Source organism: Nocardia sp. NPDC052316 (assembly GCF_044547795.1).
In the GTDB taxonomy this organism is placed as follows: domain Bacteria; phylum Actinomycetota; class Actinomycetes; order Mycobacteriales; family Mycobacteriaceae; genus Nocardia.
In genome coordinates, this window is sequence record NZ_JBIUBB010000002.1 from 281,927 (window position 1) to 299,195 (window position 17,269).

Annotated in this window: 15 protein-coding genes and 1 pseudogene; 12 read left to right on the forward strand and 4 right to left on the reverse strand. The window is 68.1% G+C overall.

The features are described 5' to 3' along the window. Positions 1–439: 439 nt before the first annotated feature. Complete coding sequence (locus tag ACIHA7_RS08295) at positions 440–1,474, forward strand: lipase family protein (RefSeq protein WP_397287010.1); 1,035 nt, start codon at positions 440–442, stop codon at positions 1,472–1,474. A gap of 242 nt (positions 1,475–1,716) precedes the next feature. On the opposite strand, the gene ACIHA7_RS08300 is transcribed toward ACIHA7_RS08295, so the two are convergent. Further along, a complete protein-coding gene (locus tag ACIHA7_RS08300; RefSeq protein ID WP_397287012.1) occupies positions 1,717–2,586 on the reverse strand; it encodes a universal stress protein in 870 nt (289 codons plus the stop codon). A gap of 221 nt (positions 2,587–2,807) precedes the next feature. Between ACIHA7_RS08300 and ACIHA7_RS08305 the strand changes: the two genes are divergently transcribed. The 4 genes and pseudogenes from ACIHA7_RS08305 (at position 2,808) to ACIHA7_RS08320 (ending at position 6,544) form a co-directional block, all read left to right on the forward strand. Beyond that, positions 2,808–3,746: a helix-turn-helix domain-containing protein gene (locus ACIHA7_RS08305; protein WP_397287014.1), complete on the forward strand. Its 939-nt coding sequence runs from the start codon at positions 2,808–2,810 to the stop codon at positions 3,744–3,746. A gap of 217 nt (positions 3,747–3,963) precedes the next feature. After that, complete coding sequence (locus ACIHA7_RS08310) at positions 3,964–5,667, forward strand: SulP family inorganic anion transporter (RefSeq protein WP_397287016.1); 1,704 nt, start codon at positions 3,964–3,966, stop codon at positions 5,665–5,667. Positions 5,668–5,741: 74 nt separating this feature from the next. Further along, positions 5,742–6,062: pseudogene (locus ACIHA7_RS08315) on the forward strand (ArsR/SmtB family transcription factor); the annotation flags it as partial. Beyond that, positions 6,059–6,544, forward strand: a complete 486-nt coding sequence (locus ACIHA7_RS08320) for an SRPBCC family protein (RefSeq protein ID WP_397287018.1) — start codon at positions 6,059–6,061, stop codon at positions 6,542–6,544. The pseudogene ACIHA7_RS08315 and the gene ACIHA7_RS08320, both read left to right, overlap by 4 nt. A 186-nt stretch (positions 6,545–6,730) precedes the next feature. Here ACIHA7_RS08320 and ACIHA7_RS08325 read toward each other — a convergent pair whose 3' ends face one another. After that, a complete protein-coding gene (locus tag ACIHA7_RS08325) occupies positions 6,731–7,720 on the reverse strand; it encodes an Acg family FMN-binding oxidoreductase (RefSeq protein ID WP_397287020.1) in 990 nt (329 codons plus the stop codon). A gap of 256 nt (positions 7,721–7,976) precedes the next feature. On the opposite strand from ACIHA7_RS08325, the gene ACIHA7_RS08330 reads away from it, so the two are divergent. The 3 genes from ACIHA7_RS08330 to ACIHA7_RS08340 all read left to right on the forward strand — a co-directional run bounded on the left by ACIHA7_RS08330 (position 7,977) and on the right by ACIHA7_RS08340 (position 10,984). Continuing rightward, positions 7,977–8,936: an acyl-ACP desaturase gene (locus tag ACIHA7_RS08330; RefSeq protein WP_397287022.1), complete on the forward strand. Its 960-nt coding sequence runs from the start codon at positions 7,977–7,979 to the stop codon at positions 8,934–8,936. A 232-nt stretch (positions 8,937–9,168) separates the two neighbouring features. After that, positions 9,169–10,005 carry an alpha/beta fold hydrolase gene (locus ACIHA7_RS08335; protein ID WP_397287024.1) on the forward strand — a complete coding sequence of 279 codons (837 nt, stop codon included), beginning with the start codon at positions 9,169–9,171 and terminating at the stop codon, positions 10,003–10,005. A gap of 46 nt (positions 10,006–10,051) precedes the next feature. Next, complete coding sequence (locus ACIHA7_RS08340; protein ID WP_397287026.1) at positions 10,052–10,984, forward strand: alpha/beta fold hydrolase; 933 nt, start codon at positions 10,052–10,054, stop codon at positions 10,982–10,984. Positions 10,985–11,057: 73 nt separating this feature from the next. Here ACIHA7_RS08340 and ACIHA7_RS08345 read toward each other — a convergent pair whose 3' ends face one another. After that, entirely contained in the window at positions 11,058–11,951 is an 894-nt protein-coding gene (locus ACIHA7_RS08345) for a LysR family transcriptional regulator (protein ID WP_397287028.1), read from the reverse strand. Between the two features lie 218 nt (positions 11,952–12,169). On the opposite strand from ACIHA7_RS08345, the gene ACIHA7_RS08350 reads away from it, so the two are divergent. Together ACIHA7_RS08350 and ACIHA7_RS08355 are read left to right on the forward strand one after the other, a co-directional pair. Continuing rightward, positions 12,170–13,906, forward strand: a complete 1,737-nt coding sequence (locus ACIHA7_RS08350) for a protein-arginine deiminase domain-containing protein (protein WP_397288685.1) — start codon at positions 12,170–12,172, stop codon at positions 13,904–13,906. A gap of 366 nt (positions 13,907–14,272) precedes the next feature. After that, the gene (locus tag ACIHA7_RS08355) at positions 14,273–14,788 is read left to right on the forward strand and encodes a hypothetical protein (RefSeq protein ID WP_397287030.1); all 516 of its coding nucleotides are present in this window, start codon (positions 14,273–14,275) and stop codon (positions 14,786–14,788) included. On the opposite strand, the gene ACIHA7_RS08360 is transcribed toward ACIHA7_RS08355, so the two are convergent. Next, the gene (locus ACIHA7_RS08360) at positions 14,775–15,416 is read right to left on the reverse strand and encodes a TetR/AcrR family transcriptional regulator (RefSeq protein ID WP_397287032.1); all 642 of its coding nucleotides are present in this window, start codon (positions 15,414–15,416) and stop codon (positions 14,775–14,777) included. The genes ACIHA7_RS08355 and ACIHA7_RS08360 overlap by 14 nt on opposite strands. A 108-nt stretch (positions 15,417–15,524) precedes the next feature. Between ACIHA7_RS08360 and ACIHA7_RS08365 the strand changes: the two genes are divergently transcribed. Together ACIHA7_RS08365 and ACIHA7_RS08370 are read left to right on the forward strand one after the other, a co-directional pair. Then, a complete protein-coding gene (locus ACIHA7_RS08365; RefSeq protein ID WP_397287034.1) occupies positions 15,525–16,580 on the forward strand; it encodes a medium chain dehydrogenase/reductase family protein in 1,056 nt (351 codons plus the stop codon). A 61-nt stretch (positions 16,581–16,641) separates the two neighbouring features. Beyond that, positions 16,642–17,241: an ABC transporter permease gene (locus ACIHA7_RS08370; protein WP_397287036.1), complete on the forward strand. Its 600-nt coding sequence runs from the start codon at positions 16,642–16,644 to the stop codon at positions 17,239–17,241. Positions 17,242–17,269 lie beyond the last annotated feature (28 nt).

Here is a 17,269-nt window from a genome sequence, read left to right on the forward strand (position 1 = left end):
CGGCGACGACTCGCTGCGCCGGATGACCCTGTACGACGGGCGCCCGGCCTGGGTCGTCACCAAGCACGAGACCGCCCCGTCGACCGACTGACCCTGCGCCCGGCTCGACAATCCACGGCGTCAACGGCCTCGTCGAAGTGCTCGACCCCACCGCCGTTGACGAGCCCGCGGTTCGCGAGGCAGTCGATCTCTGCCCGTCCGGTGCTCTAACGTTGACGGGGTAGACCGCATTCGGCGGAAGTGCCGACCATCGGTCTGGGGGCTTGCGCGGACGGCACCCGCTGGCAATATTGAAAAGTATGATTTTCGAATATTTTGGGCGTTTAGCCAGGGTGGGAACCCGATGATCCGTACCGCGATCCGGTGGTTCCTTGTCGTCGGAATCGCGTCGTGTCTACTGTCTGTCGCGACGCCCGTTGCCCAGGGAGAGCCGGGGGAATTGGTTGCGACGCAGCCTTTTCCGGCCGCGTGGGGCGATGGTCACATCGTCACCTATCGCACCGAAGGTTCCGATGGTCGCCCGGCGCTGGCGCGTGGACTGCTGATGTTGCCGCAGGGACCCGCCCCCGTGGGTGGCTGGCCGGTTATCTCCTTCGATCACGGGGCGGGGGGCCTCGGTCCGACCTGTGGCGCCTCGGTCTCGGCCACCGTGCCGGTGGATGTGCGGTACTTCCGCAGGCTCAATTCCCTTGGCTACGCGGTTGTTTCCACCGACTACCTGGGGATGAGTCCGGTGGCCGAGCAGGTGCACCCATACCTGCACGCGCGCACCGAGGCGACCGCCACCATTGATATCGTCCGTGCCGCACGGCAATTCACCGATACCGTCGCGAAAAGCTGGGCGGTGTTCGGGGTGTCGCAGGGCGGTCACGCGGCGCTGGCCACCGCCCGCCGGGCGTCGACGTACGCGCCCGAGCTCGACTTCCGCGGCACCGCGGCATTGGCGCCGGGGTCGCAGCTCGAGTACCTGTTTCCGCTCGCCGGACCCTACATTCCGCGGTCGCCACTGCTGGACAATTCGATAGCGGGCGCGTCGGTGCTGCTCATTGCCTTTCTGGCCGGAATGTGGGCCACCGACCCAAGTTTCGACCTGACCCCCTACCTGACACCCGTCGGTGCCCGGGTGCTGACCGAGATGAGAACTGCCTGCCAGGACCGGTGGCCCGCGATCATCGGCGGGCACGGGCTCGGTGAGTTGCTGGCGCGTCCGCTGTTCGAGGAGCCCGCCCGGCGCGCGATCGGCGACTACGTCGCGATACCGGCCGACGGATACCGGCAGCCGATCTTCCTCGGGCACGGAACCCGCGACGTCGCGGTACCGCCCATGCTGACACAGGCATTGGCGAACGAATTCGCCATAGCCGGAACAGAATACGAGTACCGCACCTTCGACACCGATCATGCGGGGATCATGGGCCCCGGATTCGACGCCGGGGTGGAGTTCATGCAGCGGATACTTCCGACCGGACGGTAGTCCTCGGCAGGGGCCATGCCGACTGCGGCCTCGCGGTTGCCAGCGGTCTCGTGCTGTGGTCGCCGGTCCCAGGGCAGCGGTGCGGACCAGGGCAGCGGTGCGGACCAGCGCGGCACGGTGCCGCCGCCGGGTCCCTTGTCGATGCCGAAGGTGCCGCTCGGTGTAGCGCGCTGCGCCGGTTGACCCTCGTCGAGGGTCGCCCAGCGCAGTGCCGACGGCGTAGTCGGCTCGTCCGTGCCGGATCAGTGGGCGGGGCGGGCGATGATGACGGGGCAGTCGGCGCCGTGCAGCACCGCCTGGCTGACCGATCCGAGGGTCATGCCCGCGAAGCCACCGCGGCCGTGGCTGCCGACGACGAGCAGTTGGGCTTCCTCGGCCGCCTCGAGCAGCCGCTTGGCGGGCCTGGCCTCGGCGACCAACCGCAGGACCGCTACGTCGGGGTACTTCTCGGCATAGCCCGCCAGGCTTTCGGCGAGCAGTTCCTCGGCTTCTTGCTGCATGTCGTGGCGGGGAATGTAGCGGTTGAACTCGGACCAGGTGAGGACGGCGGTCAGCGTCACCCGACGGCGCGCGGCCTCGTCGAAGGCGAGGTCGAGGGCGAGCGCACTGCTGGGCGAGCCGTCCACGCCGACCACCACGGGACCGCGGGCGGGCGGTGCGGGTTCATCGGGGATGACGGCGACCGGGCAGTGCGCGTGCCGCGCCACCGAGGTACTCACCGAGCCGAGCAGCCCGCGACGGAACGCGCCGAGGCCGCGGCTGCCGACGACAACCAGCCGCGCATCCTTGGAACGGTCGCACAGCACCGGAATCGGCGGGGCCTCGGCCACCACGGTAGTGATGTCGATGGACCGAAGGGGATCGGCTGCGGCCCTTGCGGTTTCCGTCGCGGCGGCGACCGCGGCGGCCCCCGCCGTTCGGTAAGTGTCGTAGTCGAACTGATCGAAGGCGAGCCCGGGTCCGAAGTCCATCGGCGCACCGATGGCGTAGACGATATGCAAGGGCGCGCCGTGCGTGGCCGCGTCGAGCGCGGCCCAGCGCACCGCCTCGGTAGCGGCGGTCGAGCCGTCGGTGCCGACCAGGATCGGGGGATTGATGCTGTTGGTAGACATCTGAATTCGCGCCTCTCTGCCTGCGGATCCGTCGTTTTCGATACCCGTAGGTTAGGAATGCGGCACGTCCCGGCACTGCTGGCGTTGGTCCCGAATCGAGAGGTCTTAGGGCAGCGGTACCCACCGGTGCGGCGCGCCGGACACCATTTCCGTCGAATGCACGCACGTTTGCGCGCACATCTGCAAGCGCAATACGGCACTCGGAGTGTCAGACTCGAAGCGTGAACGCAGATCGAGCCCAGGTACGTGAGGAGCAGGCGGACCTCCGTGCCGTCACGAACGTCGCGGATGTGCCCACGGTGCTACGGCGGATGCTGGGGCTGCGACTCCAGCAGCTGCGCAAAGAACTGGGCCTGACCCAGCTGGAGGTCGCGCGCGCGGTGTTCGCCTCGGCACCGAAGATCAGCCGTATCGAGTCCGGCATGGTCGGACTCGATCATCGCGAATTGACCGCGCTGCTGCGGCATTACGGCCTCACCGACCCCGAGGAGCACGACCGATACCTGTCGCTGGTGCGGCTCGGCAATCAGCCTGGCTGGTGGCACCGCGACAGCGATTCGCTGCCCAAAGGATTCGAGCTGCTGAACCTGGAGGCGGCCGCGCGCACGATCCGCTGCTACGAGCCTGCGGTGGTCCCTGAGCTGCTGCAAACCGCCGACTACGCCAGGGCGGCGATCCGACTGCGCTACCCGGATCTGCGGGAGCGCGAGATCGATCGACTGCTCGCTGTGCGACTTCGGCGGCAGCGGATTCTCGACCGGGCCGACCCGCCGTACCTATGGATCCTGGTCGAGGAGAGCGCGTTACGTCGGCGGATCGGCGGCGCCGAGGTCTGGCGCGATCAGCTCGCGCGGCTCGAGCAGCTGATCAGCGCGGACAACATCTGTGTGCAGATCGTCGGCGACGAGGTCTTCGGTCAGGCGGTCGCGGGCAGCGCGTTCGTGTACATGCGTTTCATCGAACGGCAGTTGCCCGACGTGGTGTGTGTCTCGCAACCGACGAGCACCTTGTACCTGGAGAGCCCGGCGGACATCGCCCGCTATCTGGATATCGCCGAGGTGCTCGCAATCCAGGCCGCACGACAGAGCGAGACGATGGAACGTCTACGGGCATTGCGGTCGCGGCCGAATGGGCGAGCGAGCAGTGGGGAGCAGGCATGAGCTCTATTCCGCCTCTGGAAGATCACACCTCCCAGCCTTCGGCGCCACGGCCGGCGGGTCCGCCTTGGCCGGAGTTGGCAGCCGCTGTCGTGCTCGCGGCACCGGTGGGTCTGCTGACTGATTGGCCGACCGCGGTGGAGGTTCTGCTCACCATTTTTGCGGGCATGCTCAGTGTCCGTCAGGTATCCGGCCGCCGTTGAGGCACAATGCTGAGACAGTGCTGGCACGGTTCCTGCCGGGTCTCCGGCAATTCGATGGCTACCAGCGGGCGTGGCTCAGGTCCGACCTGGTCGCCGGTATCACCGTGGCCGCGTATCTTGTTCCGCAGGTGATGGCGTACGCGACGGTCGCGGGGCTGCCGCCGGTGGCGGGGCTGTGGGCGGTGCTCGGGCCGCTGGCCGTGTACACGTTGCTGGCTACCTCGCGGCAGCTGTCGGTGGGGCCGGAGTCGACGACCGCGTTGCTCACCGCGACCGCGCTCGCTCCGCTGGCCCTCGGCGACCCCGATCGGTATGCGGCGCTCGCGGCGGTGCTCGCGCTGCTGGTCGGCGCGGTGTGCCTGCTCGCCGCGGTCGCCCGGTTGGGGGTGCTGGCGGATCTGCTGTCCAGGCCGGTGCTGATCGGGTATCTGGCGGGCACCGCGGGGATGATGATCGCCAGTCAGCTCGGGCGGGTCAGCGGGGTGCCGGTGAGCGGGGAATCGATTGTCGCGCAGTTGCATTCGTTCGTGACCCAGCTGGACCAGTGGCACTGGCCCACCAGTGTGCTCGCGACCGCGGTGCTGAGCGGGCTGTTGGTGCTGGCCTGGCGTGCGCCTCGGGTGCCTGGCCCGCTGCTCGCGGTGCTGCTCGCCACCGGGGTGGTGGCGTTGTTCTCGTTGCAGCGCTATGGCATTCGGGTCGTCGGGACGATTCCCGCGGGTATCCCGGTACCGGGGCTGTCCGCGGTCCCGGTGGCCGATGTGGCGGCGCTGCTGCTGCCCGCGATCGGTATCGCGGTCGTCGGCTTCTCCGACAATGCGCTTACCGCACGGGCTTTCGCCGCACGCAACGGCTATCGCGTCGAGGCGAACACCGAATTGGCGGCGCTCGGTGCGACCAATGTGGCGGCCGGGGTGCTGCACGGCTTCCCGGTGAGCTGCAGCGGCAGCCGCACCACGATCGCGGACGCGATGGGCGCGCGCACCCAGCTGTACTCCGTTGTCGCGCTGGGCAGTGTGCTCGCGGTGCTGCTCGGTGCGCGCGATGTGCTGGCGGCGTTTCCGTCGGCGGCGTTGGGGGCGTTGGTCATTTACGCGGCGTTGCGGTTGATCGATCTGGCCGAGTTCCGGCGGATCGCCCGATTCCGGCGCAGCGAGCTGATTCTTGCGCTCGGTACGGTCGCCGCCGTGCTGGCGCTCGGCGTGCTCTACGGGGTGCTGGTGGCGATCGCGCTGTCGACGTTCGACCTGCTGCGCCGCATCGCCCGCGCGCACGATGCGGTCCTCGGCTTCGTACCGGGGTTGGCAGGCATGCATGACATCGACGACTATCCCGGCGCGAAACCCGTTCCGGGACTGGTGATCTACCGCTACGACGCCCCCCTGTGCTTCGCCAACGCCGAAGACCTCCACCGCGGAGCACTCGCGGCGGTCGAGTGGTGGAGCGAGCACGGCGGCGAGCCGGTGCGCTGGTTCGTCCTCAACGTCGAGGCCAACGTCGAGGTCGACCTCACCGCCCTCGACGCCGTCGAACAGCTCAGGGCCGACCTGGCCGCGCGCGACATCGTCTTCGCGATGGCCAGGGTGAAACGGGATCTGCGCGACGACCTGGACGCCTTCGGATTGACCGCCGCGATCGGCGAACACCACCTCTATCCCACATTGCCGACGGCGGTGGCCGCCTACGAGGCCGATCAGGAGAAGAGGCCGCCCGCAAGGTGACCAGGCCGCACTTGTGCTGGTTCAGCCCGTCGGGCCCTTGACAACTCGCTTCGGTAAGCGAAAACTTACGGTTCGTAGAGACTTACCAAGCAGGAGACGAATGGAGTGCGCTCGCCGATCGCATGCGACGCACGATTGTGGAGCGCCTGGCCGAGAAGCCGCAGGCGGTCGGTGAGCTCGCGCGGGACTTGCCGATCAGCCGCCCTGCGGTGTCCCAGCATTTGAAGGTGCTCAAAGACGCGGGGCTGGTGCTGGATCGGGCCGTCGGGACGCGCCGGATCTACCAGTTGAATCCGGACGGGATAGGCGCGCTGCGTGCGCAACTCGACCGGTTCTGGGGTCGAGCCCTCGCGACGTATCAACAGATAGTCGACGAAGATCAGGAGAAGTCATGACCCAGACCGAGGCCGAGCCGGTGCAGTTGCAGATCGTCGTCAACGCACCATTGGCGCGTGCGTTCGCGCTGTTCACCGAGCGCTTCGACGCGATAAAGCCGCGCGAGCACAATCTGCTTGCGGTCCCGATCGTCGAGACGGTGTTCGAGCCGCGAGTCGGCGGGCACATCTATGACCGGGGCGAGGACGGCAGCGTGTGCCGGTGGGCGCGGGTGCTGGCCTACGAGCCGCCGAACCGGGTGGTGTTCAGCTGGGATATCAACGGGCGCTGGGAGATCGAGACCGACCCGGACAAGACCAGTGAGGTGGAGGTCCGGTTCATCGCCGAGGACGCGGAGCGCACGCGGGTTGAGCTCGAACACCGGCATATCGAACGCCACGGTGACGGGTGGGCGGCGGTGCGCGCCGGCATCGGCGGCGAAGGTGGCTGGCCGCACTACTTGCAGCGCTACGCCGAGGCTGTCGACGGGGCTCGCGGCTGACCCGGCTACGCCGCGTACGACCACTCTCGGGCCTGCGTTCGGTGCGGGCAGTTGCCGGTACGGGCGGGCCGCGGCTGGGCGGTTGCCGCGGCCCGCTCGATCAGCGTGCCGGTCGGCGGTCCATGCCGGGCAGGGTCCTTGGTCCCGTGGCGACCGGACCAAGGTCTCCGAAAGCGGGATGGATGTTCAGCCACGTCGCGTGGTGAACACGTCGGTCAGCGGGCGCCGCGGGGTCGGGGGCGGTTCGTGGTCATCCGGGGCCGTGCCGACGCGGATGACGACCTGCGGCAGGCCGCCATGGGCGGTGAGGGAGGCCAGCAGTCGGCGTCCGGCGGGTACTTCGGTGACGTGGGTGAGGGCGCAGGTGTTCAGCCCGGCGGCCGTGCACTCGAGCAGCACCACCGACAGCGCTTCCCCCGTGTGCAGCCACTGCACGGCGGAGTCGCCGGTCGAGCTGAGCACGACGAGTTGCGCACGGTCGGTGAGTTCGGCGCGGCGCATCGAATGCGGCACCGGCGGAAACGCCCGGCCGACGCCCACCCTGGCGAACTCGGCCTCGGAGACCATGGACGTCGGTGGGATGCCCTCCGGCATCTCGCGATGCCCGGTCCACCACTGCAATTCGGCCTGGTACTGCATGTCGTAGCGGCGCAACGCGGCCGACTGCGCCGAGGCGGTGGACAGCCGGGCTCGCGCGCTCTCGTCGAGCACGTCGAGCTCGATCTTGTGCGGCGACAACAGCTTTCGCAAGGAGTGCACGATGTCGTCCCAGCGTTGCGGCGCGAGCATCGGCAGCCGATCGGTGTAGCGGCGCTCGATCGCCTCGGTGCGGGCGCGGATCCCGTCGGGCGGGTCGGGCCATGGCCGGAACTCGATGGTCGCCAGGTGCTGCGGCTGCGCGGGGTCGGGCAAGCGCACGGTGTCGGTGTGCCAGTGGTAGGCGGCGAAGGCGCTGCGCAGGTGGTGCAGCCCGGCGCCGCAGCTGATCAGCTGCTGGCGCCGACGCGGATCGGTGGCCAGGAGTTGGCGGTCGGTGTCGGTGTAGAGGCGCAGTCGGGCTCCGTCGAACACCCAGCGCCACGGCTGCGTGTTGTGCACCGACGGCGCGCGGCAAGCGAGCCGCAGTGCTGCCAGCATCGTCGGGCGATCCGGCACCTCGGGGTCGTTATCGGTCATACCACGAGTTTCGTCGGGGTCCCTGTGCCGCCGATATGGCCTTTGCGCAGCTGATTCGGGGACCTCTGGCCCCAGTTCCGGCGAGCGCTGCCCGGGTGCGGTCGGCAGGGTCATTGTGAGGCAATCGGACCCTAGGGTCTCGGGACCTTCGGCCCTGCCCGCCCGTCGCACGCGGTGGTGACATGGGAGCCGCCGGAAGCCGGTCGAGCCGAGGGCATTCCGCCGCATTCCTCGAAGTGAAGGGTAGGGAACACTGTTGCCGCGCGATCTGACACAACGCGAGATCCTGACCGACCTCGAACCGATGGCCGAGGACTGTGTGCACCGGCACCTGTCGATGACCAAGGACTGGCAGCCGCACGACTACGTGCCCTGGGACGAGGGACGCAATTTCGCGGAGTTGGGCGGGATCGATTGGGAGGCAGGGCAATCACGGCTCAGCGAGGTCGCCAAAGCCGCGATGGTGACGAACCTGCTCACCGAGGACAACCTGCCCTCCTATCACCGCGAGATCGCCGAGAACTTCTCCCGCGACGGTGCCTGGGGCACCTGGGTCGGCCGCTGGACCGCGGAGGAGATGCGGCACAGCACCGTGATCCGCGACTACCTGGTGGTGACCCGCGGCGTCGACCCGGTCGCGCTCGAGCAGGCCCGAATGATCCATATGACGCACGGCTTCGCCTCCGGCGCCACCGCCGCCGACGTGGCCAGCGGCGCGGGCTTCCTGCATTCGGTGGCGTACGTGAGCTTTCAGGAACTCGCCACCCGCGTCACCCACCGCAACACCAGCCGGGTCTGTAACGACCCGGTCGCCGACCGGATGCTGCAGCGCATCGCCGCCGACGAGAACCTGCACATGATCTTCTACCGCACCATCTGCGGCGCGGCCCTCGACCTGGTCCCGGATCAGGCGATCGAGGCCATCGACGCGATCGTCCGGAACTTCCAGATGCCCGGCGCGGGCATGCCGAACTTCCGGCGCAACGGCGTCCTGATGGCCAAGCACGGCGTCTACGACCTGCGCCAGCACCTCGAGGACGTGCTCTCGCCGGTGCTCCGGCAATGGAACATCTTCGGCCGCACCGATTTCACCGCCCGCGGCGAGCAGGTCCGCGAGCGCCTCGCCGCCTACCTCGACGACCTGGCGACGGTGAAGATCCCGAAGTTCGAAGAGCAGCGCGACCGTTCGCTGGCCCGCGAGCGCGCGCGAGCCTGAGGCGGCGCTCGGCCTGGGGCGCCCGCCGTGATCGTTGAGCAGAACTACACCCCGCGTTGCCGAGTTGTCGCTTGTTGGCCCGGGGTGGGCTCGATGAAGATCATGGTGCGCCAATCGGCGTCCGTGATGTAGGTCACGAGTTGGGTGCGGTTAATTCCGCGGCGAGCCGCTGTCTGTATGGGTGAGCGCGCAGGACATCGCCGCGGTAACCAGTTGCTAGGAAGGTAAGACGTTGGAGAAGATCACCACGCCTGGGGGAGTCGAGCTGGCCTTCGATCGTATCGTCGGCGGTGACGCCGGAACGGTCATTCTGATCGGCGGGGCTTTCAGCTACCGCGCATTCCCCAAAATGGTTGAGCTGGCCGAGAAATTGGCCGAGCGCTATGGATTGACGGTGGTGAATTACGATCGGCGCGGACGGGGCGACAGCACCGATTCGCCCGGCGTGTACGACGTGGTGAACGAGATCGAGGATCTGGCCGCGCTGATCGAGGCGGTCGGCGGCGACGCCGCGGTGTTCGGTTGGTCCTCGGGCGCCGGTTTGGCGCTGTCGGCGGCGGCCTCGGGGCGGGTGCCCGGCATCACGAAGGTGGTCGCCTTCGAGCCACCGTTCGTGACCAACCGCGAAAACTTTGTGCCACCAGCGGATCTCGCGGACCGACTGCACGCGATGATCGCCGCTGACCGGCGGGCCGAGGTGGTGCGGTACTACATGACCAAGGGGATGGGCATGCCCGCCTTCATCGCCGCGATGATGCGCCTCACCCCGTTCTGGAAGCACCTGCTCGCCACCGCCCCGGCCACCGCGCACGACTGGGCGATCATGGGCCGCTTCATGCGCGGCGAGGCGCTGCGCCCGGCCGACTGGGCTGGCGTCGACGTGCCCACGTTGGTTATTTCCGGCGGCAAGAGCGAGGCCTTGTTGCGCACCGCCGCCCGCGCCATCACTGAAGTGCTGCCGAATGCGCGGCACGTGGAGATAGCCAAGCTGAGCCACAACCCGAATATCGAACTCCTGGTCCCCGTTTCGGGTGAATTCCTCGTCGGCGCGAGCCGATTCGTGGCCTGACTCAGCGGCCTGTTTCCCACCACACCTTTTCCGACGGAGCTTTGTCATGCCCGAAAACACCGGACTTTTCTTTCCACGCGACGGCGTCGCCTTATCGTTTGCCGCCCTGACCGCAGTGGCCTTGGCTGCCGTGCTCGTCACCGGCTGCGACAGCGCCGAGGCCACCGACCGCGCCGTCACCTCGGCGGTCCGCCCCGTGACCGACCGGGCGTCCGCCGACGGTAAAGGCCAGTACGCCGCGGTCAACGGCGGTCGGCTCTATTACGAAACCCACGGCACCGGCCAGCCGTTGCTCCTGTTGCACGGTGGTCTCGGCACCGGTGAATCCACTTTCGGCGCAATGATTCCCGAGCTGGCCAAGACCCGCCGGGTCGTCGCGGTGGACATGCAGGCGCACGGCCACACCCCCGACTTCGCACGACCGTTGTCGTACGAAGCGCTGGCCGACGATGTCGCGGCCCTGATCAATCATCTGCAACTCGGCAAAGCCGACCTGCTCGGCTACTCGCTCGGCGGCGGCGTCGCCCTTCAGGTTGCTGTCCGCACCCCGGATCTGGTCGACCGGTTGGTCATCGCGTCGGCCCCTTTCCGTTCCGACGGCTGGGTACCCGAGACCCGCGCGGGCATGGCCGCCATGAATCCGGATGCGCTGCGCGAAACTCCGTTGTTCCAGCTCTACAGTGGGATCGCGCCGGACCCGGCGGGTTGGCACGCTCTGGTCACCAAGACCAGGGACCTGCTCACCAAGGACTACGACTGGACGCCTCAGCTGGCGCGGGTCCGAGCATCCGCGCTCGTCCTGACCGCCGAGACCGATGCCTTGTACCGCGACCACGCCGCCGACATGGTCGCCCGGCTCAATACCGGTAAGGCCGCTTCTCGACTGGAAATCGTGCCGGGCACAACACATTACGACATCATGTACCGCGCGGATCTGTTGCTGCCGTTGATCGGCACCTTCCTCGACACCGCCCGATAACCGTCCACCGGCGAGCCGCGACTGATACCTCGGTCGCGGCTCTGCTTGTTGCATCGTCGGCGCGCCAGGCCGATCACCCCAGCACGGCCGCCTCGGCGATGGTCTCGAGGAAGGGGTGCACCAGTGGGTTCTTACCCGCGGCCGGCCACATCAGGCCGTAGTCGATCGTCGCCGCGTCGTGGAAGGGCACGAAGACCACGCCCGGCCGGGAGTGGAATCGGGCCGCGCGCAGCGAGACGGTGCTGACGCCGACCCCCTGGCTGACGTGCACGAGAACCTCGGGCCAGAAGTTCGTCGCCGGTCCCTGCCGGATCGGACGCCCCAGCGGCGTGTGGCGCGGGAAGTACCGGTCCATCCAGTAGCTCGGGATGAGTTCGTCGGCGAGGGTGACCAGGGTGGCGTTGGCGAGATCCTCCATCGATACCGATTTCCGCGTCGCGAACGGATGATCCTCGGGCACCATCAGCGCACGCGGTTCGGCGAACACGACCGGCCCGGTCTTGATGTCGGGTTCGGCGATCGGGAACTCGGTGAGCTGGAGATCCACTGCGCCCGAACGCATCCGGCCGAGCGGGTCGGTGAGCTGGATCTCCTCGATGTCGACCACCGTGTCCGGGTAGCGGATGCGGAACATCTCCGCCGCCCGCACGATCAGGTTCCCGCACCAGGGCGCGGAGAACCCGACCGTGATGGCCCGTTGGGCGCTGTTGCCCTTGCTGGCCGCGGTGACGCTTGCCGAAATCTGGTCGTAGGCCGGGCGCAGTTCGTCGCGCAGTTGCTTGCCGAGTGGGGTGAGAGTGACGGTGCGGCTGTTGCGTTCGAACAGCGGTGCGCCGATGCGCCGTTCCAGCTTGCGAATCGTCTGACTGATCCGGCTGGTCGTCACGTGCAGACGTTCTGCGGTCCTACCGAAGTGTAATTCGTCGGCGAGCGTGAGGAAGGCCTCCAGCTCGAGGCGTTCCAGCATGCGTCTTCCCTCGTATCGTTGAGCGAGGCTCAACGTAGCATGCTCGATTCGGCTCTTGCACTATGTGCTGCGCCATGATCGACCAGGAACTGTGCACCGGCACCGGGCCGGGAATGACCAGCCGATCGGCGGTAAACCGCAAGCTGCCGGCAGTGCGTTCCGGAGCTTTGGGGGGAGGTGGCGGATCGAGGGCGTGCGTAGCGTAAATCGGCGTGGATATGGCCTTTTCGGGAACGCGGGTTCGTAAGATTTGGCTGCTCGCGGGCGTTGCCTGGTTGGTGCTCGGCGGGTGTGCGGGCTCGGCGGAGGACGGGTTTGTCGCGGATATTCGGGCCGATAGCAATCGGGACGGTGTTGTCGACGGACACGATGTCGGTCGGATCGACAAGGGCGAGTGGACCGCCGAATTCGGAGCTGTTCTGTTGCCGAATATCGGTGATGTGGCGCGGCGGTGTCCGTCGAGCGGGAGCGGAGTTTCCGACGATGAACTCGCGGGCTGTCACGACGCGGCCGATGATGTGGCGCGTGCGCCCGATTGTCTGGCGCCGATGGTGACCATGCCGTTCGGTCGGGCGGCGGAGGGGGCGACCGGGCGGGTGGCGGCGGTGGGTGCCGGGGCCGAGAAGATCCGGATTTTCGTGCACCGTGCGCAGGCGTGGGTGCTGCTGGGGGCGGGCGCGTCGCTGACCGAATCCGAACTGCGGCATGGCGCGACCCTGGGGATCGATGCGCGGGACGTCGTGCGTGATCGGGCGGTGTGGGACGGGTCCGTCACCGTTCGCTTCACCGTCCAGCGCGGTGATCGAACGGTGACCGATGAGGTCGCCCTTCGTGTTGCGCCGGTTGTCCTTCATCACCACAACCAGAGCGTCGAGACACTGCTGGTGTCGGAGAGCGGTGACGACGAAAGCCACGCCCGGTTCGTCGAGGATTTGGCTGCGGCGGCGCGTGCCAGTGGGCTGAACGCGCCGCCGGTCCGGATGAATACCACCGATACCTGGGGCCAGGACTTCCTGGAGTTCGGCTATGCGTCGATGCCCAGTCGGGGCGGTAAGAGTATCTCGATCCGCATCGCGATCCGATCTCCGCAACCCGAACGCGAAGGTGGCCGTGCGGTTTTCGACCTGCGCGGCCCCGGCGTGGGAGCGATTCAACTCGGTGGAGTCGGTAGCGACCATGTGGACGGGTTCGGAAATGTCGAGACGATACCGCCGCACACGCACGCGGGCCGCGAGTTTCCGGCAGGTCGAGTGATCCTCGGCACCGGCAACGTGGACAACCCGGCCGCGACAAGCGTGGTCTTGCAGAAGTTCTTCACCGCACAGCAGATTCAGCCGCCGGTGGTTCTGGACGCCGCATGGCTGATCGTCGGGCACGTCGATGAATTCGTCCAGTTCCTGCCGACGGCGTCCGGTCGCGGGTGGCGGCCCGCGGTTACCGATCCTCGGCGCGGTCTGCAGATCCTGCGTGACCAGCAACGAGCCGGGCATGGCGGCGCGCAGGCTTTGTCGCGCCCCGGTGTCTCCGATCGGACCATCGACGACATGCTGGCGGACCAGAAATTCGTCGCCGACAACGAACGCGCGGCGCAGAAGATCGAAGCGAACGTGGCGCGGTTGCATCAGGAGGCCGGGCTGAAACCCGAGGAGTTCGTGCGAATCCCAGGGCTCTACAAAGGCGGCGACATACCGGAAGCACCGGACGCACTCACGAGCTTCTACCCTGGCGCGGTCAACGGTGTCCTGATGAACTCGTCGAACTACATTGCCGCCCGGCAGTGGGGCCCGATCATCGACGGACGGGACGTATTCGAAGCCGCGGTGACCGAGGCGTACCGGTCCGCCGGAATCTCGGTGCACTACGTCGACGAGTGGGAGGCGTTGCACGAGGGCGGTGGCGAAATCCACTGCGGGACGAACGTCATGCGTCAGCTAGGCAGTCCGTCGGCTAGGTGAAAACTACCGACGCGAACATTGCGCCGCCCCCGTGACGATGGGTGCATGGCAAGACGACAGTACCTACCCATCCCGACCGGTCACCCGTCATGAGCCCGCAGGCCCCAGCCGACCGGCCGGAAAGAACAGCTTGTCGGGGGATACGCCCGAATAAGCACTGCCACTTAACGTTAGAGCCCGGTGATCAGCCGCACGGACTGCCCTCCGTTGTCGCTGTCGGGTGGCACGGCCGATCACCGCACAGGTCCGCCGGTCTCGGTTATCGCTCGCCAGGCACCAATCCCTCGACCCTGGCCCGAGACCGGCGGACCGATTCCCGCCCCGCCACCGCGACCAGCGCATGGCCGCACCACCTCTGGAGATGTATTGCGCACCGCAGAACGGGAACTCGTATCCTTCCGCACCTCGGCGATACTGCCGATCGTGTTCTTCCTCCCGCCGCTGGTCAGCTTCGCGGTCGCGCCGGGAGCCGTCTGGGCCGAGTATCCGGGCATCCTGTTCCATCTCGCGATTCTCGTGCTGATCGCGCGGATGGACGCCCCCGAATGGGCCAGGGCAGCGGGTTACGGCTGGATCGTGACCGATGTGGTCACCGGCGTGCTGGTGATCAACGAGGTACCCGAGGACATCACCTGGCCGGTCCGCCTGGGCGGGCACATTCTCGCGGGCGTGTGGATGATCGCGGCGTCGCTGCGCGCCGAGTCGACGGCTGTCCGGGTCGTCGGGGTGCTCGTCGGCGGTTGGCTCGCCCTCTACAGCTTCGGCAGTCACTACCTGCCCCGGCCGTTCCTGTACCCCGCCAGCATTCTCACGGTGGTCTGGCTCGGGCTGCTCGCCGCGTACTACCGGCCCGTCCGGCGGGCCGACCCTACCGCTGGGTGAAGTGGGCCAGCGTGTTGATGACGCGTTCCGCGATATCGGCAGGCCACGGAAATGAGGGTGCGGCGGCGTGCTGGTGGGCGAGCCCGTGCAGGCCGAGCCAGAGCGCTACCGCATCCGCGGCGGGGTCGTCACTGGCGGCGTCGCCCGCGGCGACGCAGTCCGCGAGGCCATCGGCGAGCAGTTGCATGCTCGTCTGGCCGAGGGTGGCCACGTCGGCTGCGGTCACCGAGGACTCGTCCAGATCGGGCACCCACAGTCCGCCGAACATGGTGCGGTAGCGCCCCGGGCGGGCGCGCGCGAACTCCAGATAGCCATGACAGACGGCCAGTAATCGCGCGCGAGGCGTGTCGTCCGCGGCATCCCTGGCGGTGCGCAGCCGCTCGTCCAGTTCGGCGAAGGCGTTCTGCACCACGGCCAGCATGATGGCCGGCTGATCGGGGAAGTGGCGGTAGATCGACGGGGCCGCGATCCCGGCGCGGCGCGCGACCGAACGCAGGGTGATGGCGTTTTCCTCACCGGTTTCGTCGAGCAGTGCGACCGCGGCCGTCACGATCTCGTCGCGCAGTCGAGCGCCCTCGCCGCGGGGGTTGCGCGTGCGGGCCGGGGTCGCGACCTGGTTCTTTCCCATACCGTCAGCTTACATCACAAAACTTACAGCTGTTATCTCTTGCGCAAACTATGGTTACAACCGTAGCCTTACACTCGTTAGCTCAACCGATCCGGAACGGACCACCTCATGGAAAACAGCACCGCCACCACTACCGTCACCGCGGTCGTCCTGCCGGGCAGGGTCGAGCCCGACGGCTTGCAGGTCACCCGGCGCGGACTCGCCGCACCCGCCGCCGGTCAGGTCGTGCTCGGCATGGAGGCGACGGGCGTCTCGTTCGCCGAGCAGCAGATGCGCCGCGGCAAGTACTTCGACCAGCCGCCGTTCCCCTTCGTGCCCGGCTACGACGTGGTCGGCACCGTCACCGCGACCGGTCCAGGCGTGGACACCGCGCTGATCGGGCGTCGGTTCGCCGTGGTCACCAAGGTCGGCGCCTGGGCCAGCGCCCTGCTGGTCGATGCCGCGGATCTGGTGCCGGTGCCCGACGGCGTGACCCCGGCCGCCGCCGAGACCGTGGTGGTCAACGGTCTCACGGCCTGGCAGCTGCTGCATCGGTCGGCCGAAGTGCGTTCCGGCGCAACGATTGTCGTGCTCGGCGCGAACGGCGGCGTCGGCTCCACGCTCGTACAACTGGCCCGCCATGCCGGAATGACGGTGATCGGCACGGCCGCGCCACGCCACCACGCGGCGCTGCTCGAGCAGGGCGTGCACCCGGTCGACTACCGCGACCCCGAAATGTACCGCCGGATAAGGGAACTCGCGCCCGACGGGGTGGAGGCGGTGTTCGACCATGTCGGCGGCGCTGGGGTGGTCGAGTCGTGGCGGCTGTTGCGCCGCGGCGGAACGCTGGTCTCCTACGGCACCGCGTCGACGAAAGACGTGGACGGCAATTCGCAGCTGCCGGTGCTGAAGTTGTTCCCGCGGTTGCTGATGTGGAACCTGCTGCCCAACGGTAAGAGCGCGCGCTTCTACAACCTGTGGGCGGGCCAGCGGCGGCGCGACGCCTTCCGTAGCCGGCTGCGCGAAGACCTCACCCAGGTGCTGCGGCTGCTCGCCGACGGCGTGCTCACCCCGCAGATCGCCGCGGAATTCCCACTCTCCGAGGCGAGTTCGGCCTTGGCGTTGGCGGAGTCACGCACCGTCGCGGGGAAGGTGGTCATCGTGCCGGACGCACGCCACTCCTGATTCCGCCCGCTCCCTTTCCCACTTCGTGCGTACCCGCACCGACACCTCGAAGGCTCCAGCCATGACCACCTATGTCGCCACCTCGATCCCCACCGTCCCCGCCGTCACCCGCAGCGGTGACGTCGACAACCGCGCCACCTACATCAGTTTCGGACTCGCCTACCTTGTCGGCCACGGTGCCGCCGCGCTCTCCCGAGGTGACAGCCCAGTGGTCGCCCTGCCCGGGTGGTTGCCGATGACGCTGCTCGGTCTCGGTTTCCTGATCGGCACCGTCTGCGCCACCCGCGCCGCCCTGCACGCCCAGCGCGGCGCCGACAAGGCCGAGGTGCTCGGTGGAAAACTCCTCGGCCTGTCCTGGGCCGTGGGTTTCGGGGCGCTGATCCTGGCCATCACCGGCCTCTCGTCCACGCTGGCCGTGCCCGAACTGCAAACCTTCCTGTGGCCCGCCGGCTCCGGACTCGTCGTCGGCCTGCTCTACCTCGGCGAGGGCGCCGCGCGCCGCAACGTGCTGCACTACGGCCTGGGCGGCTGGCTCGCGCTGATCTCCACCGCCGCACTGTTTTTCAGCGTCCCCGGCTTCTTCGGGATTCTCGCTGTCGCCGGTGGCGGCGGCTACGCGGTGGCCACCGTCCTCGAGTTCCGCCGACGCGGCCGCCGCTGACCACCACACGCCAACCCCCGGCACCTGG

Coding starts and splice junctions, on each gene's coding strand:
- ACIHA7_RS08340 (WP_397287026.1), top strand. CDS start 10,052: ATGCCCGAAAACACCGGACTTTTCTTTCCACGCGACGGCGTCGCCTTA.
- ACIHA7_RS08350 (WP_397288685.1), top strand. CDS start 12,170: ATGGCCTTTTCGGGAACGCGGGTTCGTAAGATTTGGCTGCTCGCGGGC.
- ACIHA7_RS08325 (WP_397287020.1), bottom strand. CDS start 7,720: ATGACCGATAACGACCCCGAGGTGCCGGATCGCCCGACGATGCTGGCA.
- ACIHA7_RS08370 (WP_397287036.1), top strand. CDS start 16,642: ATGACCACCTATGTCGCCACCTCGATCCCCACCGTCCCCGCCGTCACC.
- ACIHA7_RS08320 (WP_397287018.1), top strand. CDS start 6,059: ATGACCCAGACCGAGGCCGAGCCGGTGCAGTTGCAGATCGTCGTCAAC.
- ACIHA7_RS08365 (WP_397287034.1), top strand. CDS start 15,525: ATGGAAAACAGCACCGCCACCACTACCGTCACCGCGGTCGTCCTGCCG.
- ACIHA7_RS08300 (WP_397287012.1), bottom strand. CDS start 2,586: ATGTCTACCAACAGCATCAATCCCCCGATCCTGGTCGGCACCGACGGC.
- ACIHA7_RS08345 (WP_397287028.1), bottom strand. CDS start 11,951: ATGCTGGAACGCCTCGAGCTGGAGGCCTTCCTCACGCTCGCCGACGAA.
- ACIHA7_RS08360 (WP_397287032.1), bottom strand. CDS start 15,416: ATGGGAAAGAACCAGGTCGCGACCCCGGCCCGCACGCGCAACCCCCGC.